Source organism: Vibrio sp. nBUS_14, from assembly GCF_051201655.1.
Lineage (GTDB): Bacteria > Pseudomonadota > Gammaproteobacteria > Enterobacterales > Vibrionaceae > Vibrio.
In genome coordinates, this window is record NZ_CP179206.1 from 578,367 (window position 1) to 605,362 (window position 26,996).

The 26,996-nt window shown below is 44.0% G+C and carries 23 protein-coding genes, 1 tRNA gene and 1 pseudogene; 9 read left to right on the forward strand and 16 right to left on the reverse strand.

What is annotated here, in order from left to right:
- Nucleotides 1–151: 151 nt before the first annotated feature.
- The 3 genes and pseudogenes from ACMAZD_RS02680 to ACMAZD_RS02690 form a co-directional block, all read right to left on the reverse strand.
- Nucleotides 152–916, reverse strand: a pseudogene (locus ACMAZD_RS02680) (IS3 family transposase); the annotation flags it as partial.
- A gap of 510 nt (nucleotides 917–1,426) precedes the next feature.
- Nucleotides 1,427–2,695: an O-acetylhomoserine aminocarboxypropyltransferase/cysteine synthase family protein gene (locus ACMAZD_RS02685; protein ID WP_435248469.1), complete on the reverse strand. Its 1,269-nt coding sequence runs from the start codon at nucleotides 2,693–2,695 to the stop codon at nucleotides 1,427–1,429.
- A gap of 556 nt (nucleotides 2,696–3,251) precedes the next feature.
- Complete coding sequence (locus tag ACMAZD_RS02690; protein ID WP_435248470.1) at nucleotides 3,252–4,058, reverse strand: EAL domain-containing protein; 807 nt, start codon at nucleotides 4,056–4,058, stop codon at nucleotides 3,252–3,254.
- A gap of 179 nt (nucleotides 4,059–4,237) precedes the next feature.
- Between ACMAZD_RS02690 and ACMAZD_RS02695 the strand changes: the two genes are divergently transcribed.
- A protein-coding gene (locus ACMAZD_RS02695; RefSeq protein ID WP_435247041.1) for an IS3 family transposase occupies nucleotides 4,238–5,772 on the forward strand; the annotation gives its coding sequence in 2 pieces (ribosomal slippage) (nucleotides 4,238–4,691 and nucleotides 4,691–5,772; 1,536 coding nt in all).
- Nucleotides 5,773–6,423: 651 nt separating this feature from the next.
- Here the strand turns inward: ACMAZD_RS02695 and ACMAZD_RS02700 are convergent.
- The 4 genes from ACMAZD_RS02700 to ACMAZD_RS02715 form a co-directional block, all read right to left on the reverse strand.
- Nucleotides 6,424–7,134 (reverse strand): hypothetical protein, encoded by a 711-nt coding sequence (locus ACMAZD_RS02700; protein WP_435248471.1) that lies wholly within the window; start codon nucleotides 7,132–7,134, stop codon nucleotides 6,424–6,426.
- A gap of 75 nt (nucleotides 7,135–7,209) precedes the next feature.
- Nucleotides 7,210–7,419, reverse strand: coding sequence for a hypothetical protein (locus tag ACMAZD_RS02705; RefSeq protein ID WP_435248472.1), 210 nt, complete (start codon nucleotides 7,417–7,419; stop codon nucleotides 7,210–7,212).
- Nucleotides 7,420–7,739: 320 nt separating this feature from the next.
- Complete coding sequence (locus ACMAZD_RS02710; RefSeq protein ID WP_435248473.1) at nucleotides 7,740–8,927, reverse strand: tyrosine-type recombinase/integrase; 1,188 nt, start codon at nucleotides 8,925–8,927, stop codon at nucleotides 7,740–7,742.
- Between the two features lie 9 nt (nucleotides 8,928–8,936).
- On the reverse strand, nucleotides 8,937–9,299 hold the full coding sequence (locus tag ACMAZD_RS02715) for a hypothetical protein (protein ID WP_435248474.1): 363 nt from the start codon (nucleotides 9,297–9,299) through the stop codon (nucleotides 8,937–8,939).
- 72 nt (nucleotides 9,300–9,371) lie between these two features.
- On the opposite strand from ACMAZD_RS02715, the gene ACMAZD_RS02720 reads away from it, so the two are divergent.
- Nucleotides 9,372–10,418, forward strand: coding sequence for an HNH endonuclease (locus ACMAZD_RS02720; protein ID WP_435248475.1), 1,047 nt, complete (start codon nucleotides 9,372–9,374; stop codon nucleotides 10,416–10,418).
- Between the two features lie 829 nt (nucleotides 10,419–11,247).
- Here the strand turns inward: ACMAZD_RS02720 and ACMAZD_RS02725 are convergent.
- The 5 genes from ACMAZD_RS02725 to rpsU all read right to left on the reverse strand — a co-directional run bounded on the left by ACMAZD_RS02725 (nucleotide 11,248) and on the right by rpsU (nucleotide 15,986).
- Nucleotides 11,248–11,323 (reverse strand) — tRNA-Ile (locus ACMAZD_RS02725).
- A gap of 163 nt (nucleotides 11,324–11,486) precedes the next feature.
- Nucleotides 11,487–13,331 carry an RNA polymerase sigma factor RpoD gene (gene rpoD, locus ACMAZD_RS02730; RefSeq protein WP_435248476.1) on the reverse strand — a complete coding sequence of 615 codons (1,845 nt, stop codon included), beginning with the start codon at nucleotides 13,329–13,331 and terminating at the stop codon, nucleotides 11,487–11,489.
- A 99-nt stretch (nucleotides 13,332–13,430) separates the two neighbouring features.
- The gene (dnaG, locus tag ACMAZD_RS02735) at nucleotides 13,431–15,182 is read right to left on the reverse strand and encodes a DNA primase (protein WP_017102947.1); all 1,752 of its coding nucleotides are present in this window, start codon (nucleotides 15,180–15,182) and stop codon (nucleotides 13,431–13,433) included.
- A gap of 119 nt (nucleotides 15,183–15,301) precedes the next feature.
- Nucleotides 15,302–15,745 carry a GatB/YqeY domain-containing protein gene (locus ACMAZD_RS02740; protein WP_435248477.1) on the reverse strand — a complete coding sequence of 148 codons (444 nt, stop codon included), beginning with the start codon at nucleotides 15,743–15,745 and terminating at the stop codon, nucleotides 15,302–15,304.
- 25 nt (nucleotides 15,746–15,770) lie between these two features.
- Nucleotides 15,771–15,986 carry a 30S ribosomal protein S21 gene (gene rpsU / locus ACMAZD_RS02745; protein WP_004396009.1) on the reverse strand — a complete coding sequence of 72 codons (216 nt, stop codon included), beginning with the start codon at nucleotides 15,984–15,986 and terminating at the stop codon, nucleotides 15,771–15,773.
- 258 nt (nucleotides 15,987–16,244) lie between these two features.
- Here rpsU and tsaD point away from each other — a divergent pair, with 258 nt between their 5' ends.
- Nucleotides 16,245–17,261, forward strand: a complete 1,017-nt coding sequence (gene tsaD, locus ACMAZD_RS02750) for a tRNA (adenosine(37)-N6)-threonylcarbamoyltransferase complex transferase subunit TsaD (protein WP_010434613.1) — start codon at nucleotides 16,245–16,247, stop codon at nucleotides 17,259–17,261.
- A gap of 157 nt (nucleotides 17,262–17,418) precedes the next feature.
- Complete coding sequence (locus ACMAZD_RS02755; protein ID WP_435248478.1) at nucleotides 17,419–18,234, forward strand: alpha/beta fold hydrolase; 816 nt, start codon at nucleotides 17,419–17,421, stop codon at nucleotides 18,232–18,234.
- Between the two features lie 92 nt (nucleotides 18,235–18,326).
- Here ACMAZD_RS02755 and plsY read toward each other — a convergent pair whose 3' ends face one another.
- A complete protein-coding gene (plsY, locus tag ACMAZD_RS02760; RefSeq protein WP_009847793.1) occupies nucleotides 18,327–18,923 on the reverse strand; it encodes a glycerol-3-phosphate 1-O-acyltransferase PlsY in 597 nt (198 codons plus the stop codon).
- Between the two features lie 137 nt (nucleotides 18,924–19,060).
- On the opposite strand from plsY, the gene folB reads away from it, so the two are divergent.
- Genes folB through ACMAZD_RS02775 form a run of 3 tightly spaced genes read left to right on the forward strand, consistent with a single transcriptional unit; the run spans nucleotide 19,061 to nucleotide 20,718 of the window.
- Complete coding sequence (folB, locus tag ACMAZD_RS02765; RefSeq protein ID WP_108091704.1) at nucleotides 19,061–19,420, forward strand: dihydroneopterin aldolase; 360 nt, start codon at nucleotides 19,061–19,063, stop codon at nucleotides 19,418–19,420.
- Complete coding sequence (gene folK, locus ACMAZD_RS02770; protein ID WP_435248479.1) at nucleotides 19,417–19,899, forward strand: 2-amino-4-hydroxy-6-hydroxymethyldihydropteridine diphosphokinase; 483 nt, start codon at nucleotides 19,417–19,419, stop codon at nucleotides 19,897–19,899. Before folB ends, folK begins: the two co-directional genes overlap by 4 nt.
- Before the next feature lie 15 nt (nucleotides 19,900–19,914).
- Complete coding sequence (locus tag ACMAZD_RS02775; RefSeq protein ID WP_435248480.1) at nucleotides 19,915–20,718, forward strand: undecaprenyl-diphosphate phosphatase; 804 nt, start codon at nucleotides 19,915–19,917, stop codon at nucleotides 20,716–20,718.
- Nucleotides 20,719–20,811: 93 nt separating this feature from the next.
- On the opposite strand, the gene ACMAZD_RS02780 is transcribed toward ACMAZD_RS02775, so the two are convergent.
- Nucleotides 20,812–22,128 carry a multifunctional CCA addition/repair protein gene (locus ACMAZD_RS02780; protein ID WP_435248481.1) on the reverse strand — a complete coding sequence of 439 codons (1,317 nt, stop codon included), beginning with the start codon at nucleotides 22,126–22,128 and terminating at the stop codon, nucleotides 20,812–20,814.
- A 36-nt stretch (nucleotides 22,129–22,164) separates the two neighbouring features.
- On the opposite strand from ACMAZD_RS02780, the gene ACMAZD_RS02785 reads away from it, so the two are divergent.
- A complete protein-coding gene (locus ACMAZD_RS02785; RefSeq protein WP_435248482.1) occupies nucleotides 22,165–23,853 on the forward strand; it encodes an AAA family ATPase in 1,689 nt (562 codons plus the stop codon).
- Nucleotides 23,853–24,770, forward strand: a complete 918-nt coding sequence (locus tag ACMAZD_RS02790; RefSeq protein WP_435248483.1) for a general secretion pathway protein GspB — start codon at nucleotides 23,853–23,855, stop codon at nucleotides 24,768–24,770. Before ACMAZD_RS02785 ends, ACMAZD_RS02790 begins: the two co-directional genes overlap by 1 nt.
- Before the next feature lie 137 nt (nucleotides 24,771–24,907).
- Here ACMAZD_RS02790 and ACMAZD_RS02795 read toward each other — a convergent pair whose 3' ends face one another.
- Nucleotides 24,908–25,519, reverse strand: a complete 612-nt coding sequence (locus tag ACMAZD_RS02795) for a TIGR04211 family SH3 domain-containing protein (protein ID WP_435248484.1) — start codon at nucleotides 25,517–25,519, stop codon at nucleotides 24,908–24,910.
- Nucleotides 25,520–25,724: 205 nt separating this feature from the next.
- Nucleotides 25,725–26,987, reverse strand: a complete 1,263-nt coding sequence (locus ACMAZD_RS02800) for an inorganic phosphate transporter (protein ID WP_435248485.1) — start codon at nucleotides 26,985–26,987, stop codon at nucleotides 25,725–25,727.
- Between the last annotated feature and the right edge of the window lie 9 nt (nucleotides 26,988–26,996).

Genomic DNA, 26,996 nt, shown 5'->3' on the forward strand with positions numbered 1-26,996 from the left:
TGGGACTGTCCCTTTAGTCTGGTTCAGTAAACTAAAATCATGACTAATGTTATGCCTTAAGAAGTGGACCCCAATGGTTGGATACATAACAATCCTTTAAGTGGTTGAGCCAGCTCATGCAACATATCTCTGTCAGCCAAAGTGACTTTATCGGGGTGAAGTCATTGAGTCCCTGATGGCTACGCTCCTCATTATAAAACACCATGCAGTGGCCGATTTCAAGCTCAGCTTCACGGGTCGTGCTACAAGCTCCTCATATTTCAGACTTCGCCATAATCGCTCAATAAAAATGTTGTCGACCCTGCGACCTTCTCCGTCCATGTTAATTCGTATCTCCCGATCGAGCAAATTCTGTGTGAATTCAGTACCACTAAACTGGCTGCCCAGAACGGAGTAAAAAATATGGCGGTCCGTAGTGTTGGAGCGCTTCTTCGAGTGCCTCGATAAAAAAGCTTATATCCACGTTGTTCGATAAGCGCCAGGACAACACCTTACAACTATACTAGTCAATAATGGCAACCAAGTACAGAACCCCTTTAGCTATTGGGATGTACGTAATATCAATAGCCCAAGCTTGGTTCGGATAAGTGACTTCGATATCTCGCAGCAGGCACGGATAAACCTTATGTACTTTGTTCGTCAGTGTCGTGTTTGGCTTGGGATAAATCGGCCCAAGGCCCATATCACGCATGATCCGAGAAATACGCTTACGATTAACGTTATGGCCTTTTTAGCTAGTTCAGTTCGAATACGTCTACTGCCCATGAACGAATGCTGAAGGTGAATTTCGTCAATCATGCGGCGCAATTCAATCTCCTCAGCAGAGAGTTCGAAGTGCTCGGCCTAACGACCGAGCACTTTGGCCAAAAAATAATTTTCCATGGTTAATTGAGTGATTCTGGCGTGTAGGTTTTACTTTTGTGCCAGCTTTATCACCTTTAGCAGCAGATAGTGCCACTTTAGCTTTAAATTCGAGAGAGTGGTTTCTACGTTTTCTGATCATAATCTGTTCCAGTATTGTGGGTACTATCAAAAAACAGATCAATCACTTAAAGTTATGTCCGAAAATTGAGGGTCACTTCTATGGTTACAGGTTGTAGTCTATCCGACAAAAATGAGTTACAAAGGATTTGTAATTACTGTGATCACCAATATACTTTGTCACTACGTTAACTACCGAGCTCATCGATAGTTTTTTCTGATCGAACTTTATTGTTCGAATATGAGTGAAAATAAGTTAAGAACTGAAGATAATGATCAAACTATAAAAGCGAAAAATTCAATATTGGAGCATTTTCGCTATTAAATCGATCAAACTTTATTGTTCACCGACAGCATAGACAATAGAAAGCCCATCTAGAGATGGGCTTTTTTGTGTCTGTTAGTTAACGATCAGCGTTAGATCTAGCTTTCCTGTTATTAAGCATTAAGCATTAAGTGCTTGCTCTAGGTCAGCCAAGATATCGTCAATGTGTTCAATACCGACTGAGAGGCGAATCATCTCAGGTGATACACCCGCTTGTTTCTGTTCTGCTTCGCTTAGTTGACGGTGCGTTGTCGAAGCTGGGTGACACGCGAGAGATTTCGCATCGCCGATGTTCACCAAGCGCTTGAAGATTTGTAGCGCATCATAGAAACGAACACCTGCTTCATAACCATTTTTCAAGCCAAAAGATAAAATGCCAGACGGCTTACCTTGCATGTATTTCTCAGCCAGCGGATAGAACTCAGACGTTGGTAAACCAGCGTAGCTCACCCAACTTACTCTCTCATGTTGCTTGAGATATTCAGCCACTTTTAGCGCGTTTTCTGTGTGTCGCTCCATGCGTAACGACAACGTCTCTAAACCTTGCATCAGCATGAAAGCATTCATTGGCGACAGTGCTGCGCCTGTATTGCGCAGTGGAACCGTTCGAGCGCGGCCAATAAACGCGGCGTCACCAAAAGCCTCGGTATAAACCACACCGTGGTAAGAAGGTTCTGGCTGATTAAATACTGGGAAGCGATCTTTGTACTCTGCCCATGGGAACTTGCCTGAGTCGACAATCACGCCACCCAATGTTGTTCCGTGACCACCAACGTATTTTGTTAGCGAGTGCACCACGATATCAGCACCAAATTCGATAGGTTTACACAGTACTGGAGTCGCTACTGTGTTATCAACAATCACTGGGACACCTTGTGCGTGTGCAAGCTCTGCCACACGTTCTAAGTCGATGATATTCCCCGCTGGGTTACCGATACTCTCACAGTAAACCGCCTTGGTTTTTTCATCGATCAGTGCTGCTAAGCTTTCAGGTTTGTCGTCTTTGGCAAAGCGAACTTCTATCCCTTGATTTGGCAGCATGTGAGCAAATAGAGTGTAAGTACCGCCGTAAAGCTGAGGCGTTGAAACGATGTTGTCACCAATTTGTGCCAACGTTTGAATAGCGTAGTTGATCGCGGCGCTGCCTGCACTCACGACTAAGCCTGCAATCCCGCCTTCTAAGGCCGCCATGCGTTTTTCCAACACATCGTTGGTTGGGTTCATTATACGAGTGTAGATATTGCCCGGTACCGCTAGGTTAAACAGGTCGGCGCCGTGTTGTGCATCATCGAATTCATAAGCAACGGTTTGATAAATAGGAGTCGCAACTGATTTGGTTGTTGGATCGGTTTCGTAGCCGAAATGAATCGAGAGTGTTTCGTCTTTCATGTTTCTTCCCTGAACTATTGAACGATTTATGTACGTTCATATTGCCGTTTTTTCTATAAAAGAAAAGTAAGCTTAGTCACAGAGAGGCAATTGGAATTGTGTGCGGGACGATTCATTGTTTGTAGGAAATATAGCGGTGAGTTGTACCGATCTAGAAAAGCAAAAAGCCAGAGCATGCGTGAACTGTTCTGGCTTTTCTAATTTGGTGGCCCCTCCCAGATTTGAACTGGGGACCGAACAATTATGAGCCAAGCTTTAGCCCTGCAATCAACATAGTACCCTTGCCCCGAATTACTTTGAAATCCACTAGCAAAATCACATCACCTAATTATCCGCATGAATTGCCTGACGTCGACGACGGGTTTGATGGTGATGACTGAGTACGACGATACCGTTGACGATACCGTCGACGACAGGCATAGACCTAAAATTAGGGTGAAGACCGTACCGACGACGCCGTCAACAAAACCTAGGGAAAGTGATTACTGAGGAAATCAGCTAGAGCAAGGGCTAGAGGGAGATTACAGGGCCAGTCTAGAGTGACCGACCCAGCGACTTAGGATTTTAGGTTGGGGATGTGTGGGGAGAGAGGTTTTCCCCAATAATACCCTTGCATAAACTCAACGCCTAAGTTGGTTAAGGTATCTGCCTGTTCTTTTGTTTCAACACCTTCAACAATAACAGTAGCGCCCTCATTTTTAGAAAATGCTATAGCATCAACAAGTGTGGGATCGTCATGTTCCATATAGTTATCTAAAAGGGACTTATCTAACTTAATGTAATCAGGGCTCAATAAGCGGACTCTTTCTTCGTTGGAAAAATCAACACCAAAATCGTCAATAGCAATATGAATACCACAACGTCTGAACTGATCAACACCAGAAATTAAACCTGAGACATGCTTATCTTCAAACTCGGTCACCTCAAATACAATGTCATTCAATAGCAAGTCTTCTTTACGTAATCTATCTATTGCATCTTTTATTGAGGTAGGGTGATTATAAGTCGTTGAAAACATAACAGGCGGAATGTTTATGAAAAGTTTCAATCTATGATGTGATGATTGAGCAAAGTTACGAACATGAATACCAAAGCAAACTGTTCCAAAATTTGTTGTATCAATATCGGACTTCAAAGATTGAAAAAAACAGTATGGGTTTATGCTTTCACCAGTAATTATATTTTTGATCCTAACTAAAGCTTCAACACCTAAATATTGGCCTGTAGAGCATACTATTGGTTGAAATACGCTCTCAAAATAGAAGCCACCGTACTTAGCTACATATAAGCCCTTTACTCGTTCAATAGAGCTTTCGACGTCATATTTTCTAATTAAACAATCCAAAAAAACACCACCATCCACAACATTGACATAGGGTATGTATCATTATTAAGACTAACATCAATTCATAATCTCATATGAAATAAGATAGAAGGAAATTATAAAATTACGAACTAGGTACCATATACGACAATCATCCCTATCTGGCAGGGTAGTTGTCACTGTTAAAATTTAACCAGTTTGGGCGATAAAGAGTAATTGTGTCTCGTATCTCAGTAGAAAGAAAAGAAGCTATATTGAAGAAGCTGTTGCCTCCCTATTCGATGTCAGTGAAAGAAGTATCGGAAGAGGAAGGAATTAGCACTGCGACCTTGTATCATTGGCGTCAGCAACTCAGACGTTCAGGAGCCGCCGTGCCAAATAGCCATACTTCATCAGAGCAGTGGTCTGCTCAAACTAAACTTGCCATTGTCGCTGAAACCTACTCAATGACAGAAAGTGAACTCAGCCAATATTGTCGTGAAAAAGGTCTTTTCCCAGAACAAATCCAAAGCTGGCGCAGCGAATGTATGCAAGGGTTTAAGTCGAGTAAAGAGCAGGAAGCTGAAGCAAAGAAGCAGACTAAAGCTGACAAACTTGAAATCAAAGAGTTGAAGAAAGATTTACGACTCAAAGAAAAAGCACTCGCTGAAACGGCCGCCCTCTTGGTGCTAAGAAAAAAGCTGAGAGCCTTTTACGGGGAAGAGCCAGAGGACGACTAACCTCAACCGATGAAAGGCAGACCATAGTGACTCTTATCCTTGAAGCGAAGCAATGCGGATGTCGTTTAGAGCCAGCTTGCCATGAAGTTCAAATCGACTTGAGAACGTATCGCCGCTGGTACCAGCAAGGTGAAGTGCAAGCTGACAAAAGGACAATATGTCTCAGGCCTGAGCCTGCTAACAAGCTATCTCAACAAGAGCGTGATGCGATTATTGAGGTGTGTAACCGCTCTGAGTTCGCAAGCTTACCTCCGACTCAAATAGTCCCGACACTGCTTGATAGAGGTGAGTATATCGCCTCTGAGTCAAGTTACTATCGGATACTGAGTGCACAGGGGCAACTAAACAAACGAGGTCGTCATAGAAGTAGGCAGAAGCGTGCGAAACCAACAAGTTATACAGCTACAGACTCGAACCAAGTCTATACATGGGATATCACTTACTTACCTTCAAAAGTTCAAGGCCAACACTATTACCTGTATGTCATCGAGGATATCTACAGTCGAAAAATCGTGGGTTATGAGGTGTATGAGCATGAATGCGGTGAGCTGGCGTCACAGCTTCTGCAACGAACGATGATGCGAGAGCAGTGCTTCAATCAAGCGCTGGTTCTTCACTCAGATAATGGTGCGCCGATGAAGTCGTTGACGTTCAAAGCCAAAATGGAAGAGTTAGGTATTACCTCATCGTATAGCCGCCCAAGAGTCAGTGATGATAACCCGTATGTCGAGTCATTGTTCCGTACAGTAAAGTACATGCCTAACTGGCCAACAAAGGGCTTTGAAACTCTCGATAGTAGCCGAAGTTGGGTTGAAGCCTTCGTACGCTGGTACAACACCGAGCACAAGCACAGTAAGCTAAATTACGTTACGCCTTCAGAGCGTCACAATGGAAAAGATAAAGAGATCTTGAAGCTCCGAGCAGAGGTACTACTCGCTGCAAAAGAGCTAAATCCTGAACGCTGGCCAGGTGATATCAGAAACTGTGCGCCTGTTGGTGACGTTCACCTAAATCCAGAAAGAGAAGTTGCTTAATAAGCAAGCAAATGATGACAACTACCTTGAAAAACACCGTCATTGTAGCGCTTATGTTTTGGTTTGATTGATAAATTGTAAGTATCATTATGAGTAGCTCCGTAAGAGTATCTTTGTTTAGAGGCAGACCCAGGGGGATGAAATGTGATCTGCACCAGAAGTGTCGGACACTGAGCTAAGTGAGTACAATCACTAACGAGGTGAACAATGATGACCGATTACCCTCAGTGGTAATCGGTCTGATATCTCTTAAGTGATTTAGGTTAGTAGTCAGCAGCAGTGAACCAAAAAGCTAGAAACGAAGGCTAATCACTTGACTGGTATTCATACTGGAATCGGTAGTCTCAACGCTAGGAGTTGTTCTAGGGCGAATGTCGTATGCGTTAGGGTGAGAGTTTGGGTTAGCGAATGGGTTGGTGGAATCAGATAGAAATCTAGCGTGGGAATCCCGTCGACGACTACGGCAATAGACCTAAAATCAGGGTGAAAGACCGGACTAGGACCGGACCGACGACGCCGTCAACAAAACTTAGGGAAAGTAATTACTGAAGAGGTTAGGTAGAACAAGGGCTAGAGAGAGATTACAGGGCCTGTCTGGTGTGACCGACCCAGCGACTTAGGATTTTAGGTTGGTTGTTCTGGGGGTGATGGTTAGCCCTTTTTAGGAGCAGTCAAAACTGGAGAAATCATGTTGGTTTGTTTTTGAACGGATGGCTGGCTGCTATTAGTTTGTAGTGATTTCGGGGTAAGAATGCTTGGTCTTGAAGATAATGAAGATGCTATACCATCAGAAAACTTTTTGATGAGACTATCACTATCACCATATGCCAAAGTTAGCATACCAAATGAAAATACCAAAACAATGACTTGTGCAATAAGTCCAGAGAAGCCCCCTAATAACCATTCACCACATTTTCGCCATCCAGATTTTTTAGGCGTGTCATCAACTGTAATCTTAAATCTTTCTAAGAGTTCAGCTTTAATTTTAGTTTTTTCTTTTTTTAAGGTTTTTTGAAATTCTTTTCGGTCTTTTTCAAATTGGGCTTGGTTTTTTTCTAAAAGGCTCTGTTTCTTACTTAGCTCTTCCGTTTGGCTTTTTATAAGAGCTTCACCTGCTTTTTGGCCGATTAATTCAACAACAGTAACAGCTTTGGAGCGGAACTGTTCTAGAGAGCTGTTAGTGCGGAGTGTGTCGTCGTGAAAATTGGACAGACGTTTTGTAATCTCTCCTTCATCCAGACCTTCTGAGCGTAAAGATTGACCAATTTCGTCTTTTTGGAATTTATAAAGCGCATACGCTAGCAAACCAATGGGATCATTTTCTGATTTTACTAAAGCGTTAAAAACCCATTTTTTTGCCATGTTGTTTGCAAACCTTAAAATAGCACCGAAAGGTGCTATTTTAGATAAAAACCACAATCAAATCAAAGCTATTTATTAGCTAGTTGCAGCGACCCTGAAAACATTCTGGAAGACTTTTATAGCGTTAAAGCCATTCAAGCGTGGTTCTTGCGATCGTTTCAATTTTTCATCACGTAACAACTCAGAGATATTGATAGAACTAAGGCTTTCAACTAGTTCTAACATTTCTTCCTCAGACAGTGCGGCTTGAGGTGGAGTGGCGATTTTCGCATGGAATTTGCTCATATTGACCTCCTTTGTACGTGTGTGAATTTAGGGCGCAGGATTGTATCCTAACCTAAGTAGAGTTGCAATAAACTCATCGAAGTAGTTTTAATATATATTTAGTATATAAATCTGTCTAGAATAAAAATGTTATTTTTCACAAATAAACAGACACTTAGAGTCTGGTTTGTTTTCAAGCTATTGATGTGAATTGTTTTTTACTTGTGATTGAAGTATTTAATTCAATCACAAGTAAAGTGTACATAGAGCCACTCTATGTCTTTAATCTTGATAGCGGCCGCTTTTTTAAAGATAACAACACCGACTCGCTACTTTCTTCCTTAACGACTCACATCTCCCACCAACTCTGACACATTTGCACTTACTTCTCTTAGCCTAGAACTAGCTAAATGAGCATACCTAGTTGAAGTTTGAGAGCTCTGGTGCCCAAGTAAATGCTGAACATCATAGAGCGTGGCGTTACCACTGTTTATAAGGATCGAAGCGAAAGAGTGCCTGAGGTCGTGTATGCGGAAATCATCATAGATCCCTGCTGCTTTCTTGATTCGGGCGAATGCCTTCTTCGGATGTGCGATAGGTCTACCGGGTGCATCTCCGGCAAAGATATAGGGGTTCTTACGTATCTGAAATCGTCGTTGGTCATGTATTACCTCCTTAGCTAAATTATTGAGTAAAACCGTCCTTGATAACCCCGATTTTGTGTGTGGTAGGAATAGGCTCCAATTGCCGTCGTCGTCGACGGTAAGACAGTCCCACTTAGAGTTAGTAATTTCACCTATGCGCATCCCAGTAAGCAGTGCGAATTTTAAGGCATTCCCTTGGGTGCGATTGGGTTCCTCGTTACATGCCTTGATGTAGGATGAAACCTCTTTGCGGTTCAGGAATCTGTTTCTTAAATTATTCTCCTTGAGTTTCCTTATGTACTGTCCCGGATTCTTGTCCACGAATCCCCACTCCATGGCTAATCTGAACATTCTAAGAACTAGGGACCGCAATCTATTTACCGTGGATGGCTTCCTTGTTTCTAAAACTCCATCGAGTAGCTTTTGAATGTCTTGTTGGCTGATATCGGTGATGCTTTTCTTGCCCCATTTAGGGTAGAAATGTAGCTTTAAGTTACCGAAATCATTCTTAGCTGTTAGTTTGTTCATTCGGGCATACGGTAGGTAATGCAGCTCCGCAAATTCTTGAAACGTGAGTACATTGGATTTTTCATCCCTCATAGCCTTGGGGTCATTACCTAGTGCTATCTCTCGCTTATGGTCATTGGCTATCTGCCTAGCAGTGTTGATATCTAGCGCAGGGTATTCACCAATTTGTAACGATTTCTTTTTCCCGAAATAGGTGTACCTGAATAAGAAGCGCTTTCTCCCTTGTCTGTTGATTATAATTTTCAGGCCACTACAGAGTTCATCCGTATACTCCGTTTCTTTACTTCGACTTGTCGACGGCGTCGGCGGTAGTGAATCAAGTTGGCGTTTATTGAATTTGAATTTACGTGATTGCATTAGTCCCCCTTACTCATCAGAGATTGAGAAATGCTGGTGTGATTCAGTGCGGAGTGCCTTAGACATCAGTAGGTAGATACCCTTGCCACTGTCCTCGACAATGCTTAGGGATATAGAAGCTCCGTAATCTAGAGCATCTTCGAATTCGGTATAGGTTAGGGCCCGTTTCAGTAGTTCGATATCGTCGACGACGACAGCGTTTAGCTCATTAATTGAGGTGAGGAACCAGAGTTCACATTGCAGTTCATCCCATGCCTGTTGGGTTTCCGTTTCATCATGAAATGGTTCTGTGAGTATGGCTTTGACTTGTTCTTGTAGGGTTGTGGTGATTGGTAGGTCGCTTAGGTCTTGAATTTTGGTTAGTTTAATCATAATTAACTCATTGATAATCAGTATCATAGAGTTAATATGTGTTCATCTTATATATTGTTTCGTTAAGTTGTCATGAAGAAAAAATTAGCAAGAATTTGTTGGAATAGTAACGGTTGGAAGTCACCGTCTGGCCCTGACTATAAAAGTAAAGATCCCAACTCATTTGAATGTAAATATGGTTATGGGCATGAAGAATGGCTAGCAGATATGACCAAAGAGATTTCAGGTTATAAGTATGCTTTTTTGCAACCCATTAATACGCCATTAAAAAGCCATCAAGGGAAAGAGTATGAGATATGGTTATTTACAATTAAGAATAGTGAAAAGTTGTGTATAGGTAAGATAAATCAAATCTACTGCCTTACAGAAAAAGAAGCGATATATGCGGTGGAGCAGTATAGAAAAAAAGGTTGGCATCAAGAAATGTGTAGCCAACTCGAAAGGTTATCCATTAGTGCCGTTAACTTTACTGAAGAAAATGCTCTCAATAACTTTAACATTAAGTTTAAACCCGAAGATATTGAGTGGTTCAGCGAGCCAATACATATTACAGATCAGTATAACTGCACTAGATATAACTTGCTAAATATGCATTCTGATATCAAAGGAATAATTGCCGAAGATAGTGATGATCTTGCCATTGACTTATTAGATATCGGCAGTAGCGCTCTATCAGACTCTGAGAAGGAAACCTTGGTAACCGCTAGAATTGGGCAGGGTAAATTTAGAAGAAACGTAATTGATACTTGGGGTGGTGAGAATTGTGCTGTAACACTAACGAACACAAGAGAGATGTTAGTAGCATCGCATATAAAGGCATGGAAAGATTGTGAAACTACAGATGAAAGGCTGGATGGCGCCAATGGGATATTACTTTGTTCTCATATAGATAGGTTGTTTGATTGTCACTTGGTGACCTTTAAATTAAAGCGATCCGAGTATTTTTTGGAGATATCTAAATCGTTAGATCAGAAAGAGTTGACGAGGCTAGGTATAGGAAAAGGTATAGAATTGAATACAGCCATGTTGAAGCCTGAAGATGAAAAAAGGCTGAAGGAGTATATGGATTATCACAATCACATCTATTCGGTTAAGGAAGAACAACGAAAATATAGATAATTGGCCACACCAACCTAAAATCCTAAGTCGCTGGGTCGGTCTCTCTAGACTGGCCCTGTAATTTCTCTCTAGCCCTTGCTCTACCTAACTTCTTCAGTAATTACTTTCCCTAGGTTTCGTTGACGGCGTCGTCGGTCCGGTCCTAGTCCGGTCTTTCAGCTTGATTTTAGGTCTATTGTCGTCGTCGTCGACGGGACTCCCACGCTAGATTTCCATCTGATTCCACTAACCCATTCGCTAACCCAACTTCTCATCCTAACTCATACGAGATTCACCCTAGAACCACTCCTAGCGTTGAGATTACCGATTTCAGTATGAATACCAGCCCAGTGATTAGCCTTCGCATTCTGGCTCTGAGGTTCACTGCTTCTGACGATTAACCTAAATCACTTAAGAGATATCAGACCAATTACCACTGAGGGTAATTGGTCATCATTGTTCAACAGTCATCTGGTTCTAATCTTCGGTGCTGAGTCTCCTGACTGATCTCAGCTAGAACTCCATTTAGGTATCTCATTTATATCTATATAAATTACTGAATGGACAGGATGTTGGTTATATTTTTGTTGGTTTAGTCGAGAAGTTTTTCTGGGCTTCTGTTCTGGTGTTGAGTGGCATGTATTTAGCGAAGAATCTTGCTGTACAGATAAGAGAGGTTACTGATGGTTGATATCAGCCTGAGATAGATTTACGGGTTCTGTGGTGATTAGGTGGAGTGTTTCACTGGCGCTAATGGAATCCTGCTTACAGGAAGTAATCGAAGACCGGATATGGAAAGGACTAGAAAAGATAAAGGCCCATGAATTTCTTCATGAGCCTTATCGGAATTTGGTGGCCCCTCCCAGATTTGAACTGGGGACCGAACGATTATGAGTCGTGCGCTCTAACCACTGAGCTAAGGGGCCGTAGGGCATAGATTATAGGGGAACCATTCAGTGGTGTCTAGACACTATAAGGGTCAATTCCGCTTACATCTTAGCCACTTAAATCACGTAGGCACAAAAAAGGTGAGCCAACGCTCACCTTTTTTATTTTATGCTTAAAAGCTAACCACACTAAAGCGTGTAATTACTCGTCTAGGAAGCTACGCAGAGTTTCTGAGCGGCTTGGGTGACGAAGTTTACGCAGTGCTTTTGCTTCGATCTGACGGATACGTTCACGAGTAACGTCGAACTGTTTACCAACCTCTTCAAGAGTGTGGTCAGTGTTCATATCGATACCGAAACGCATACGCAGTACTTTCGCTTCACGAGGTGTTAGGCCTGCAAGAACGTCTTTAGTTGCGCCGCGTAGGCTTGTTGCCGTTGCTGAATCTAAAGGCAGTTCTAGCGTTGTATCCTCGATGAAATCACCTAGGTGCGAATCTTCGTCGTCACCGATTGGTGTCTCCATTGAGATTGGCTCTTTAGCGATTTTCAGTACTTTACGGATCTTGTCTTCAGGCATTTGCATGCGCTCAGCCAGTTCTTCCGGAAGTGGTTCACGCCCCATCTCTTGTAGCATTTGACGAGAGATACGGTTGAGTTTGTTGATCGTTTCGATCATGTGAACCGGAATACGGATAGTACGAGCTTGGTCGGCAATCGAACGAGTGATTGCTTGACGGATCCACCAAGTAGCGTAAGTAGAGAATTTGTAACCACGACGGTATTCAAACTTATCTACAGCTTTCATAAGACCGATGTTACCTTCTTGGATTAGATCCAAGAATTGTAGGCCACGGTTTGTGTACTTCTTAGCAATCGAAATTACTAGACGTAAGTTCGCTTCAACCATCTCTTTCTTCGCACGACGAGCTTTCGCTTCACCGATAGACATACGACGGCTGATATCTTTAATGCTTTGAACAGTAAGAGACGTCTCTTTCTCGATCATATCCAGTTTTTGGATTGAGCGACGAATATCGTTCTCGTTACGTTTGATCTTTTCTGCGTATGGCTTGTCTGAAGCTAATACTTCGTCCAACCATGCTTCGCTAGATTCGTTGCCAGTAAATAGAGCAATGAAAGATTTCTTCGGCATTTTGCCGTACTCAACCGTTTGACGCATGATTAGGCGTTCTTGAGTACGTACGCGATCCATTGAAGTACGCAGTTCTTTTACCAGGTAATCAAACTGTTTTGGCGTTAGACGGAATTCTTTGAATACGTCTTGCATCATTGTTGTTGCAAGTGTTGCTTTCGGGCTTTCGTGGCCGTATTCATTGATTGCTAGTTGACGGTTTTGGTAGCTAGTTCGAAGTGCTGTGAACTTCTCAAGAGCAAGCTCAGGATCAATACCTGTATCTTCCTCTTCTTCTTCCTCGTCGTCTTCTGCTTTGTCTTCGTCTTCGTCTTCTAGATCAGTTTTAGCAAGTTCTGAACCGATGTGAGTCGCCGTTGGCGCAGCTGTGCCATCGTCGTCTGGGTCAACAAAGCCATTGATTAGGTCTGTTAAACGAATCTCTTCAGCGAGTACGCGGTCAAACTGTTCCAAGATGTATGGAATGGTACCTGGGTATTCAGCAACAGATAGTTGAACGGTATTGATACCATCTTCAATGCGCTTCGCAATGTCGATCTCGCCTTCACGAGTCAGTAGCTCAACCGTACCCATTTCACGCATGTACATGCGAACTGGGTCAGTAGTACGGCCAATCTCGCTTTCTACGCTTGAAAGCGCAGCAGCAGCAGCTTCAGCTGCATCTTCATCTATATTGGCATCGTCATCATTAAGAGCTAGGTCATCAGCGTCAGGTGCAGTTTCTACTACCTTGATACCCATGTCGTTGATCATTTGAATGATGTCTTCTACCTGTTCAGAATCCACGATTTCTGCAGGTAGGTGGTCGTTTACTTCGGCGTAGGTCAGATAGCCTTGTTCCTTGCCTTTAATAACAAGTAATTTAAGCTGTGACTGCGGATTTTGATCCATAGATGATATCCAACTTCAGGTCTGGTGAAGGACGTTGCATTCTCAAATGCAAACCAATTATGTTAACAAATTTATTAAATGCTGACTAATCAAACAGGGTTACGCTTTTAGATCTAGCATTAAAGCTAGTAGCTCCCTTTTTTCTTCGGCTGATAAACCGACGCTTCTTGCTTTGGCCTGCAGGTTTTCAATTTGTTTTTCAACGCACTGGGCAAGTATGTTGTCCAATGAATCTAAAAATATGTCTTCTTGATTGTCTTCGTCGAGGGGGATTTCCCAGCTCGCGAGACGAGACAGAAGAGCCTCATGTTTATTGTGTCGCCAATGCTCTAATAATTGGCCTGTGTTGATATGGGGATGCGCGTGGCATTTATCAAGTACTTCGACGAATAAACTTAGTCCAGGCAACTGTAAGCCTTTGACACTTGATAAATCCGGTACCATATCAGCATAGCTCGGATTTTGGATAAGCAAAGCGATAACTTCTCGCATTGGCGTGCGTTTCAGCTCTTTATGCGGTTGAGGTGTCGGGTTCTTAGTATGAACACGAGCTCGTCTCAGTTGGTTATCAAAACCAGTACGCTCATCCAGTAATTTTTCGAGCAGTTCTTGGAAGTAACTGTCAGGGATTTTGTTAATCAAGGCGCTTGCGTGTGCTCGCAGTGCCGATTTCCCTTCCGTTGTTCCCAAGTTCAACTTGTGTATCTCAATAAGGTTATCGAACAAGTAAGTCGAAAGCGGTGTCGCATTCTGTACCAGTTGTTCGAAGGCTTCTTGGCCATTCTCTCTTATATAGCTATCTGGGTCTTCGCCGTCTGGCAAGAACAGAAACTTGAGCGTATTACCTGTTTTCAGGTACTCAAGCGCATTTTCTAGTGCGCGCCACGCAGCTTCTTTACCTGCTCGGTCACCGTCATAACAACAAACCACTGTGCTGGTTTGGCGGAACAACATTTGAACGTGGTCACCGGTTGTCGAGGTGCCTAGTGATGCCACTGAGTAATCAACACCATATTGCGCTAATGCCACGACATCCATGTAACCTTCAACCACAAGTATTTGCGGCGGTTCACGGTAGGCTTGCAGCACTTCATAAAGGCCGTAAAGCTCTTTACCTTTATGGAAGATAGGCGTTTCTGGTGAGTTCAGGTATTTCGGTGTACCGTCTTCTAAGACACGACCACCAAAACCAATCACTCGACCACGACGATCGCGAATCGGGAACATGACACGTCCACGAAATCGGTCGTATCGGTTGCCTTTATCGTTTTCTATCAACATGCCGCCAGTAACGAGCATGTCTTGAGCTTCTTTTTGTTGGCCAAAGTTCTTACGAACCAAATCCCATTCATCAGCAACGTAGCCAATACCAAACTTCTGTACGATTTCACCAGACAGGCCACGATTCTTTAGGTAATCAATCGCTGGCTTGTTGGCTGAGATTTTCAGTTGAGAGCGGTAAAAATTACTGATGCCGCCCATCAAATCGTAGAGGTTGCGTTTTTGTTCGCTGTTGGCTCTTGGTGCCGTGGATATTTCACCACTGCGCTGTTCTCTAGGAACATCAAGGCCTAAAAATGAGGCAAGTTCTTCAATAGCTTCAACAAAGTCGAGACGTTCGAACTCCATAATGAAGTCGATGGCATTGCCATGCACGCCACAACCAAAGCAGTGATAAAACTGTTTTTCTTGACTTACGCTAAAAGAAGGGGTCTTCTCGTTGTGAAATGGACAACAAGCACCATAGTTTTTGCCTTTTTTCTTAAGTTTCACGCGTGCGTCCACAATATCGACAATGTCGAGACGCGCTAGGAGATCATCGATGAAACTACGCGGGATGTGTCCTGCCATAAAACCTTAGAAAAATGCACTAACTGAGAGTGTGGATAATAATAGTTTGAATAGGTTACAGATACAAACAAGCCGTGCGTTCCGAAGGATTGCACGGCTTGTTGCAATTTGATTTGGGATTAAGCGAGTTTAGAACGAACTAAACCACTAACTTTTCCCATATCTGCACGCCCTTGAATTTGTGGTTTCAAGATAGCCATTACTTTACCCATGTCTTGCATGCCCACTGGTTGAGCTTCCGCGATTGCGCTATCAAGTAGTGCAACAACTTCTTCTTCAGTTAACGGTTGAGGCATAAAGCCTTCAAGTACAGTAATTTCTGCTTTTTCCACGTCAGCAAGATCTTGACGATTTGCTGATTCATATTGAGCAACAGAATCGCGACGTTGCTTAACCATTTTAACTAATATAGCAATTATGTCGTCGTCGTTCAGAGTGATCCGTTCGTCAACTTCACGTTGCTTAATTGCTGAAAGAGCTAAGCGGATAGTGCCAAGGCGCGGTTTGTCCTTGGCTTTCATCGCTAATTTTTGCTCTTCTTTGAGTTGTTCAATAAGAGCCATAACTCAGTCCTTATGGATTAAGTTATTAGTACAGGCGAACGCGACGTGCGTTTTCGCGAGCTAGCTTCTTAGCGTGACGCTTTTGAGCTGCTGCTTTAGCGCGTTTGCGAACTGTAGTTGGCTTTTCGTAATGCTCACGACGACGCACTTCAGAAAGGATACCTGCTTTTTCACAAGAGCGCTTGAAACGACGTAGTGCAACGTCGAACGGTTCGTTTTCACGTACTTTAACTATTGGCATATGCCTTTCACCTCAGGGGTTATTCATTATCGCTGGTCATTCAGTACCAAATCAGAGAAGTTACCCATCGAGCTAACTCTCTATTCGCGTTTGGCCATTAACCAGCTTGATCAAAAATGGTGCGGAATTTTAATCCGATCACAGTGGCTTTGTAAAGCACTTTGTCGATTATAGTCTGTACAATATTTGTTTGAAGAGCTTAGGCAGGGTAATATTGCGCTAATTTCCCATTTTAGACGAAAGCGTGCCGAGAAAATTATGCGCATTATTGGTATTGAAACCTCTTGTGATGAGACAGGAATTGCGATTTATGATGATGAGCAAGGCCTGCTTTCTCATCAATTATACAGTCAAGTAAAGCTGCACGCCGATTATGGTGGTGTGGTTCCTGAGTTGGCATCGCGTGACCATGTTAAAAAGACCATCCCACTGATTAAAGCGGCATTGGCTGAAGCTAATCTGACGTCAAAAGACATTGATGGTGTGGCTTACACTGCTGGTCCTGGTTTAGTCGGCGCTCTACTTGTTGGCGCAACGATTGGTCGCAGTATCGCTTATGCTTGGGGTGTACCAGCGGTACCAGTTCACCACATGGAAGGTCACCTTCTTGCTCCGATGCTAGAAGATAACCCACCCCCATTCCCATTTGTTGCTCTGCTGGTTTCTGGCGGACATACCATGATGGTAGAAGTGAAAGGCATCGGTGAGTATCGAATTCTTGGTGAATCGATTGATGATGCTGCTGGTGAAGCATTTGATAAAACCGCGAAGTTGATGGGCTTAGATTACCCAGGTGGTCCATTGCTGTCTCGTTTAGCAGAAAAAGGCACACCAGGTCGTTTTAAGTTCCCGCGTCCAATGACTGATCGCCCGGGACTCGATATGAGCTTTTCTGGTTTGAAGACATTTGCTGCGAACACCATTCGTGCGAATGACAACGACGATCAGACGCGTGCTGATATCGCTTACGCTTTCCAAGAGGCCGTTTGTGCGACCTTGGTAATTAAATGTAAGCGTGCCTTGGCGGAAACGGGCATGAAACGTATAGTGATTGCTGGCGGTGTAAGTGCCAATAAACAGCTACGTATAGAGCTTGAAGCGCTAGCGAAGAAAATCGGTGGTGAGGTTTACTACCCACGAACTGAGTTCTGTACTGATAACGGTGCCATGATTGCTTACGCTGGTATGCAACGCCTTAAAAATGGTGAAACAGCTGATTTGTCTGTTCATGCCACGCCGCGTTGGCCAATTGACCAACTAGAGCCAATTGCTTAACTAGTAGCAATCGTTCAACGAGAAACAGTCGTTCAACAGCTAAGCACAGAATAAACCAGTGTGTTTCGATAAACGGTCGCCTTGTGCGACCGTTTTTATATCCTAGCTTACCGACTATATGTCGATAAATAATTGCTGATAGAGATTAGGGAAGAAAATGAATAAGTTCACTGTAGATAACCAGTCGATGACGTACCTAGATGAAGGTCAGGGCCCTGTTGTTGTATTCGGTCACAGCTACCTTTGGGATAGTGCAATGTGGCAGCCACAGGTTGAGGCTCTAAAAGCTCAGTATCGCTGTATTGTTCCAGAGCTTTGGTCTCATGGTGAATCACAAGCTGCGCCGAACTCGATGCGTAACCTGAAAGATTACGCTCAACACATTTTAGAGCTACTTGATCATTTAGAAGTTGAAGAGTTTTCCGTTGTCGGCTTATCGGTGGGCGGTATGTGGGGAACAGAACTGACGGAGTTAGCACCAGCACGAATCAAGTCTCTGGTACTTATGGATACTTTCGTTGGCCTAGAACCAGAAGTTGCCCATGCTAAATATTTCAGCATGCTAGACACCATTACTCAAACCAAAATGGTACCTCAACCGATTGTTGAAGCCGTGGTGCCACTGTTCTTCGCCAATGATGCTCAAACAAACTCACCAGCTTTAGTCGAAGGTTTTACTAAACAGCTATCGTCACTCGAGGGTGAGAACGCAGAAGAAGTGGCACGAATTGGTCGAATGGTGTTTGGGCGTCGCGATATGATTGAAGCGGTAGAGAACTTTGCACTGCCAGTTTTGATTGCTGTTGGACAAGAAGACAAGCCGCGCCCGGCACTGGAATCATACCTAATGCATGATTGCATTACGGGCAGTGAATTGGTGATTATTCCTGGAGCTGGTCATATTAGTTCGCTTGAGCAACCAGAGTTTGTTAACTCTATGCTGAAGATGTTTTTAGATAAGCATCTACTGTGAGTTCTTAAAGACTGAATAGTATTGCTCGACTGAGATTTATGTCGGTTTGAATTTATCTCGGTTTAAAAATGATTCGGCTTAGACATGACAGTTTAAGCCGATTTTTTTTGTCCGAGTTTTGGCTCGCTGCCATCGAGGAGGCGGCGGATATTCTGATGGTGGCGCAACACAATCAAGCAACACAGCATCGCGACTGGCAGCGTGTATTGTGGTTTGACTAACCAAGCGTAGAAAGGCGCAAGTAAGACGGTGACCAGTGCCGCTAACGAAGAGTAGCGAAACAAAAATGCTACCACTAACCAAGTCGCCATGATCATGCCTGTTAAATCGAACCCAATTGGGGCGATGGCTCCGAGTGCCGTTGCGACGCCTTTACCACCTTTGAAGTGGAAGAATATTGGGTACATATGGCCAAGACACGCCGCTATCGCGACAACACCTAAAATGATTGGGTCGATTTTGAGATAGTAGCCAAGCCAGACTGGAATGGTACCTTTAAGCATGTCACACAAAAGGACGGCAGCAGCTGCGCCTTTACCGCCAACACGCAGAACATTGGTTGCTCCAGGGTTGTTAGAGCCTACCGTTCGAGGATCAGGGAGTCTTAAAACTCGGCATATCAAGACCGCACTCGAGATTGAACCTAGCAAATAGGCAGCAATGATCATGATGAGAGCCAAAGGGGTCATGTCTGTCCTTAACGGTTATAAGCCTAACGATGGGAAAATAATGCTCAATCCCAGAGTAATTGATATCATATCCGGAATTACGCAAATAATACGTTTTTTTCCCCAATATGGGTATCCGACCTCTAAAAGGACAAGTCATGGCACTGGATAAAGTTTTTATTGAACAGCTAGAAGTAATTACAACGATCGGTGTTTACGATTGGGAACAAGAGATCAAACAAAAACTTGTGCTTGATATTGAAATGGCTCATGACAATCGCCCTGCAGGTAAGAGTGATGATGTTGTCGATGCTTTGGATTACTCGACAGTCAGCACTGCCGTACTTGACCACATTGCGAATGGCCGATTCCTATTGGTTGAGCGTGTGGCAGAAGAAGTCGCTGAACTAATCATGACTCAGTTCTCAGTGCCTTGGATTAAAATCCGTTTAGCGAAGCCTGGCGCAGTGCCTCAAGCAAAATCTGTGGGCGTGATCATCGAACGAGGCCAAGCATGACAGTAGCCTATGTTGGTGTTGGCACGAACATAGACCGCGACAAGCATGCAAAGGTGGCATGGACAGAGCTTCAATCGTTAGGGACGAACCTTAAATGCTCTAAGATCTATCATTGTGAGCCTGTAGGGTTTGAAAGCCATTCGTTTTATAACTTTGTGATAGAGCTCGACACATCACTCTCATTGACTGAATTTTCACAGCAACTTCGTAAAATTGAGTTTAAATGGGGTCGCTCTCAAGATGCTCATAAACTTCAAGACCGAAAGCTCGATCTTGATATTGTGCTGTTTGGAGACGTGGTTTCTGAAAGCGAACCAGAATTGCCACGCAGTGATATCTATAAATATCCTTTTGTAACACAACCACTTTATGATCTCTGTCCTGCGAGAGTGATCCCGCAAGATGGAAGAACCGTCAGTGAAATATGGCAGAAGATGCAGCAATTAGACTCGCTCTCTGTCGTAGATATAAAACTATAATTTTTAAGGTAAGTAATGAGTTATTTTGAAGCGTTTATGTTGGCGTTGGTGCAAGGCTTTACTGAGTTTTTACCTATTTCCAGTTCTGCACATTTAATCCTTCCTTCTGCTGTATTAGGTTGGGAAGATCAAGGCTTAGCCTTTGATGTGGCTGTCCACGTTGGTACTCTGGCCGCAGTCGTTATCTATTTCCGCAAAGAAGTGGTCTCTCTTTTGAGCGCATTCTTTGGTTCCGTGTTTAAGGGTGATCGCAGTAAAGAAGCGAAGCTTGCGTGGATGATCATTCTCGCGACGATTCCAGCGTGTATCTTTGGTTTGTTGATGAAAGATATTGTTGAGCTTTATTTGCGCAGTGCGTGGGTAATTGCGACGACAACGATTATTTTTGGTCTGTTGCTATGGTGGGTGGATAAGAACTCAAGCCTGCGTGATGACGAATACCAAGCGGGTTGGAAAAAGGCGCTGTTTATCGGTCTTGCTCAAGCAATGGCGATCATCCCTGGCACGTCTCGTTCTGGTGCAACCATTACCGCGGCACTGTATCTTGGTTTTACACGTGAAGCGGCAGCTCGATTCTCTTTCTTGATGTCTATCCCAATCATCACCTTGGCGGGTGGTTACTTGGGTCTTAAGTTAGTGACCAGTGGTGACCCAATCCATGTCGGCACTTTGCTGACTGGTGTTGCGGTGTCTTTCATTAGTGCTTATATCTGTATTCACTTCTTCTTGAAGCTTATCTCGCGTATGGGCATGACACCGTTTGTTATCTACCGCCTGATTCTAGGTTTTGGTCTATTTGCTTTCTTGATGATGCAGTAACAAGCGCTTATGCAGCACCCTACAAGTTGAAACGAAAAACCCGCTTAGTCGCGGGTTTTTTAATGCGTGGTAATCAGCATTGTGAAGATCAAATCAATGAGTTGCGAGTTCTGATAACGCGCTCTCAATCGCGGCAGCTCTACGTTTCTCTTGTTCTTCTCGAATATCTTTACCTTGAAAACCATCGGCAATGATCGCTTTGACTTCGACTTGAAGCGCTGCTTGGTAAGCGACTTCAAAACGCGCTTTCTGAGGGTAAGGCTGATCTTCTAATCCTTTACGGCCAGCATGATCGGCTTGGCAGCAAAGCAAGATGTCGTTGAGCCTGTCTGGTTTACGCCAAACATCAAACTTGTTCAAAACCTTGAGGAAAGTAGTGGGCTTGAGCTCGCCAGCGCGATGGATATTTGAGTGTTGCTCACACACTAACAGGGCGAGATCTCTGAATTCATTAGGCACTCTTACTTTTTCACATAGCTTCTTAATGATCTTCAAGCCAGTATGACAATGCATTTTGTGGCTTGGCCATTCGGCTTGTGGTGTGACGCCTTTACCCAAGTCATGCACTTGAGCGGCAAAGCGTACTGGTAACGATGAGCTTAATAGCGCAGCTTGCTGAGCAACCATCAGAGTGTGAATACCCGTGTCGATTTCTGGGTGCCACTTTTCAGGTTGAGGTACGCCAAATAGAGCGTCAATCTCAGGTAAAACGACCGCTAATGCGCCACATTCTCTTAAAATGGAAAGGAACACCTCAGGGTGTGGCGTACTAAGAGACTTGTGCCACTCTTGCCAAACACGCTCCGCCGTAAGATGTGCCAGTTCACCAGATTGAACGATCTCACTCATCATCACCATGGTTTCAGGAGCAATGGTAAAATTGAGATGATGAAGTTTGGCGGCGAAGCGAGCAACGCGGAGTACACGAAGAGGATCTTCAATAAAAGCGTCCGAGACGTGCCTTAGAATGCGGTCATCAAGATCTTGCTGACCATGATAAGGATCGCAGAGCTCACCTTTATCATCCTGAGCGATGGCGTTGATCGTCAGATCGCGGCGCATTAGATCTTCTTCTAGACTGACATCCGGAGCGAAGTAACATTCGAAGCCTGTGTAACCAGAGCCTGATTTTCTCTCAGTGCGAGCCAGTGCGTGCTCTTCTTTGGTTTTTGGGTGTAAAAATACAGGGAAATCTTTCCCGACAGCAGTAAAGCCAAGGCTTTCCATTTCTTGAGGGGTACTTCCTACCACGACCCAATCTCTATCATAGCTATCAATATTGAGCAGCTTATCGCGTACCGCTCCACCGACTAGGTAGCGCTGTAGCCCACGCTCTTTTGGTAGGCTATCGTATATTTGCAACTTATCACCTCGAAATGTTTTATCACTGCTGGACTTTACTGCGAGCAATGGTACTTTCCATTAATCGTAATTATAGGGCAGCACATGTATAAGGAATATTTTGGCTTCGTTGAGATGCCATTTTCGATTGTACCAAATTCTCGCTATTTGTTTTTGAGTCAGCGTCACCAAGAAGCGATGCAGAACCTACAAGCCGGTTTAGGCGAAGGTGGGGGCTTTGCGATGCTTACCGGTGAAGTGGGTACAGGAAAAACAACGGTCGCCAAAGCGATGTTGTCATCACTCGATAATCAGACTCAAGCTGGCCTTATACTTAACCCTACGTTTTCCAATACGGATTTACTGGAAGCTATTTGTGATGAGTTCGAGGTCGAGTACCCTGAACGAGCATCGCTAAAACAGCTCAGCCAAGCGATTCATTATTTCCTGTTGGATAGCCACGCTGAAGGCATTCAAACCTTACTGGTGATTGACGAGGCTCAACATCTCGCAGCCGATGTGTTGGAACAGCTACGCCTTTTAACCAATCTAGAAACAGACAGTCGTAAGCTGTTAAAAGTACTGTTGGTTGGTCAACCGGAATTGCAGCAGCATCTACAGACCACTCAGCTACGTCAGCTTGCACAGCGTATTACGGGTCGTTACCACTTACTGCCTCTTAATACTGAAGAGACAGGCAAGTACATCGCGTTTCGTTTGGAAACGTCGGGTGGTGAGCAGATGCTATTTTCGAATCGTTCTATCAAGCTGATCGCTCAATATACTCATGGTATCCCAAGACTTATCAATTTGGTGTGTGATAAAGCACTGCAGCTAGCTTTTCATGATGGAGAGAAAACGCCCTCGACTGAGACGGTTAACCGATCTTGCCAGCAGATCATGGCCTTTCAGGCTGATGTCTATCATGTTGAAAAACAGCACGCAGTTACCGTCGCGTCAAAACTACTCAAATATGCCGGTTTAGCGACGTTAAGCATTGGCTTGGCCTTGACTACTTTTAACTTTGCCCCGTCATACATAGACGCATGGCTATCGACTAACACTTCAAACGAAGCTAAAACCGAAGTGTTGGCACATGCACAGCGCTTATTGGTGGAAGATACGTCTAAGTTAGCGGCAGAGGCTAACTTAGCAGCAGAGCCGAAGCCTTCAAAGTTTGCACTACCACAAGATATTCAACAGCATTTAATGCAAGGGACTAACCGTTCTCTTGCGATTAAAGATCTCTATACCTTATGGGGATATCAGTCTTCTTTGCGTGATGGTTTGTGTTTAAGTGAACCTCAAAGCGTGTTCGTGTGTGAGCAACAACAGTCCAACCTAATGGATTTGTTGGAGCTTGGGATGCCTGTGGTTCTCAATCTTGAACTCGATCAAGAGCCGGTATTCGCCGTGCTTTATGGGGAGTCTGACGACTCGGTTGAACTCCTCATTAACGAGAAGTTGCTGGTGATGCCTAAACGCTCGTTAGAACAAGTGTGGCAAGGCGATTATGTCGCGATTTGGAAACAACCACTGAGAGAAACCCTAAAAGAGGGTTATCAAGGCGAAGCCGTAACATTATTGGATTTACTGTTGTCGGAAGTGTTAGGTGAAGTCGTTTCAGGAAATGATGTGTTTGATAATGAATTGAAAATGAAAGTCGAAGCCTTTCAAACTTGGCAGGGGATGTCTGTGGACGGCATTGCGGGTAAGCGTACACTGGCAAGATTACAAAGGTTAGCTCAACTGGATTCACCTAAGCTGATGTCACTCGATGGAGGAGCCAGCTAATGTCGCGTATTATGCAAGAGCTCAAACAATCTGAGCTTAGAGGCTATCAAAGCCATCATGTCCCTAATTCTGCTGTGGCGATCAGTAAAAAGAAAGGTTCATCGCTCGCTATGGGGCTTCTTCTACTATTAGTCCCTTCTTTGTTAGTCGGTGGTACGCTGGCTTATCAGTCTTATACTTCCTCTGCTCAAGCGCTCAGCCAGTCGACGGAGACAATGCCTCTTAAGTCTGAAGATAAAGCGACCGCTTCAAAGGCGCCAGTAACGAATGAAACAGTGGCAGTTACACAAGATGAGTCGCTATTTTTGATTCGTACAGCACCTACACATAACGAATTAAAAGTATTGCCGCGCAAAGAGGTGTACGCCCAAGTGAATATCAACAATGCCGCTGATATGCATGACTCGAACGTCATGTTTGCACGAACTGATGTTTCTGAGCCAAATCCAGAGTTAAATTCTGAGCCAAGTACAGAGAGCTTCGAACCTTCATCGCCACAGTCAAGCTCACCTGAGCGCAGCAATGAGTTGCATTCGGACAGTGATTTACTGCAAGGGCTAGACCTCAGTGAGTTACCACCTGATTTAGCATTGAAGCTTGAATCGATTATGGGTGACCAACAAAGCACACCTGAGCCAATGGATTCTAGACCCGCTCGAAGCATGGAATCTCCGGTCATTGAGTTAGAGTATCATGGAAGTAGTTTGTCTGGGGTGCTACCAAAGTTAGACCTACAAACTCATATGTACTCGAGTAGTGAAGCGAAACGTTGGATCAAAGTGAATGGTCATGAAGTGGCACAAGGGGATTGGATTGAACAAGGCATTCAATTGCTAGAGATTAAATCACAGTCGGTGATTATTGAGTTCAATCAGCAGAAGATAGAAATCCCAGCTCTATACGAGTGGAAAGGCTAATTAATAGGGATTAGCGCCGCGACTTGAATATGAAACCAAGACAAATAAAAAGGAGCACCTCGGTGCTCCTTTTTGATATTCGATACTGAATTTACTCTGTTTAGCGCAAGACAAGCCAAACAGGAAAAGCGATCAGCTTACGACCAGCCGTTTGGTGACTTTCTACGACGAGGCATAATGTGCGGAAGGATAAGGCCAAGAAGTAGACCAATACCAGCAACACCACCACCGTACATGAAGTACTTCAGTAGTAGATCATCTTTTTGTGTGTCTAGCTTAGCGCGTAGCTCACGGTTCTCTGTTTGAGAGCTCGTTAGCTGTTGGCTAATCTCGCTGTAGTTTTGCTCAAGTTCAGCAATTTGCTTGTTACGAGAGTCTAGAGAGCTCGCTAGGCCAGCTTTCTCGCTGTCTGCACTTTGGCGAGCATTTGCAAGTTTGCCTTTTACGTCAGTCAGTTCTTTCTCTAACTTAGGCATACGCAAGGCCATGCTTTCTTGTGTGCTTACAAACTTGCTTTCAACCCAACCTTTACGGCCACGGTTGTCTTGAATCTGGGTGTACCCCGTGCTCTTGTTAGTTTGTAGGTAAGTAATCTTTTCACCAGCATCAACACTACCGATGATACGGAATGTGTTGTTTGGGCCGGAATGCATATAAGCAAATAGTTTGTCAGCAATATAACGGTCTTGTGCAAAGGCAGCTGGAGCCGCAAGCATTGCGAGCAAAACTAAGCTAATCAGTTTTTTCACAGTAAATCCCTTAACGATTCAAATTGGGTAGGCGTATGAGTCAGCCTCAATGAGCAAATAATATTTAGTTTCTTTATGCGGTGCAACAAAGAAGGGAGGCAAAGCCTCCCTTTCTGTGCGTTTGAGTCAATAATGAGATGGTATTTACATATCGTTACCGAAGCTCACCGTTTTCTGACGCTAATATTTACTAACGTCAGGGCTATTACATGGTGAACATAGCCTGAATTGCGTAGAAGAACACAACAGCAAGTAGAGCACCTGCAGGTAGCGTTACAATCCAAGAAGCAACGATGTTACGCACAACACCTAGGTTTAGAGCTGCGATACCACGAGCAAAGCCAACACCCAATACCGCACCAACCAATGTTTGTGTGGTTGAGATTGGAAGGCCAGTACCTGAAGCAAGAACAACGGTACATGCAGTTGCAAGTTGAGCTGCGAAACCACGGCTAGGTGTTAGTTCTGTAATACCAGTACCCACAGTCGCCATTACTTTATGACCCATGGTAGCAAGACCAACAACGATACCAAGACCACCTAGTGGAAGAATCCACCATGCGATAGTGCTCTTACCAGAGATTTCACCCATGTGTTCAACCGTTGAAACAACAGCAGACAATGGACCAATCGCGTTAGCTACGTCGTTTGAACCGTGTGCGAATGCCATTGCACAAGCTGTGATAACCATAAGTACGCTGAAGATACCTTCAACGCCTGCAAAGCCATGGTCTTCTTCGCGATTAGCAAACTTCTTCTGAATGTATAAGTAACCGCCAATCATGACTAGAGCAGAAACACCTGCTGCCCATAACCATGCTTCAGTACCGCTTAGGTGAAGACCAACGTGTTTAAGACCTTTCTTGATCGTTACAAGTGCAATGACCATGGTAGTAATGAACATGTACACAGGCACAAAGCACTTAGCGTTAAACAACGGATTTTCTGTATCGAATATCAATCGTTGGGCACTTACAAAAATGAGATAGGCGAAGATGCCGGAAATCAACGGTGTGACAATCCAACTACCCACAATACCTTGAACGCTGTTCCAGTCGACTGCTTCTGTACCTACAGACACACAAGCGAAACCGATGATTGCACCGATGATTGAGTGAGTCGTTGATACTGGCCAGCCCATGTATGATGCTAGAAGCAACCATGTACCAGCAGCTAGTAGTGCAGACATCATGCCGTACACAAGTACATCAGGTTGATGAGCGAATAGAGATGTTTCGATAACACCTTTACGGATCGTGTCTGTTACTTCGCCGCCCGCAAGGTAAGCACCTGCGAATTCAAAGATCATTGCGATAATGATCGCTTGTTTTACGGTTAGAGCTTTAGAGCCTACTGAAGTGCCCATTGCATTCGCAACGTCATTTGCACCAATACCAATAGCCATCAAGAAACCGAAAGCTGCTGCAACAATAATCAGGACAGTGCCGTAGTTAGCAAGGATATCCATCGTAATACC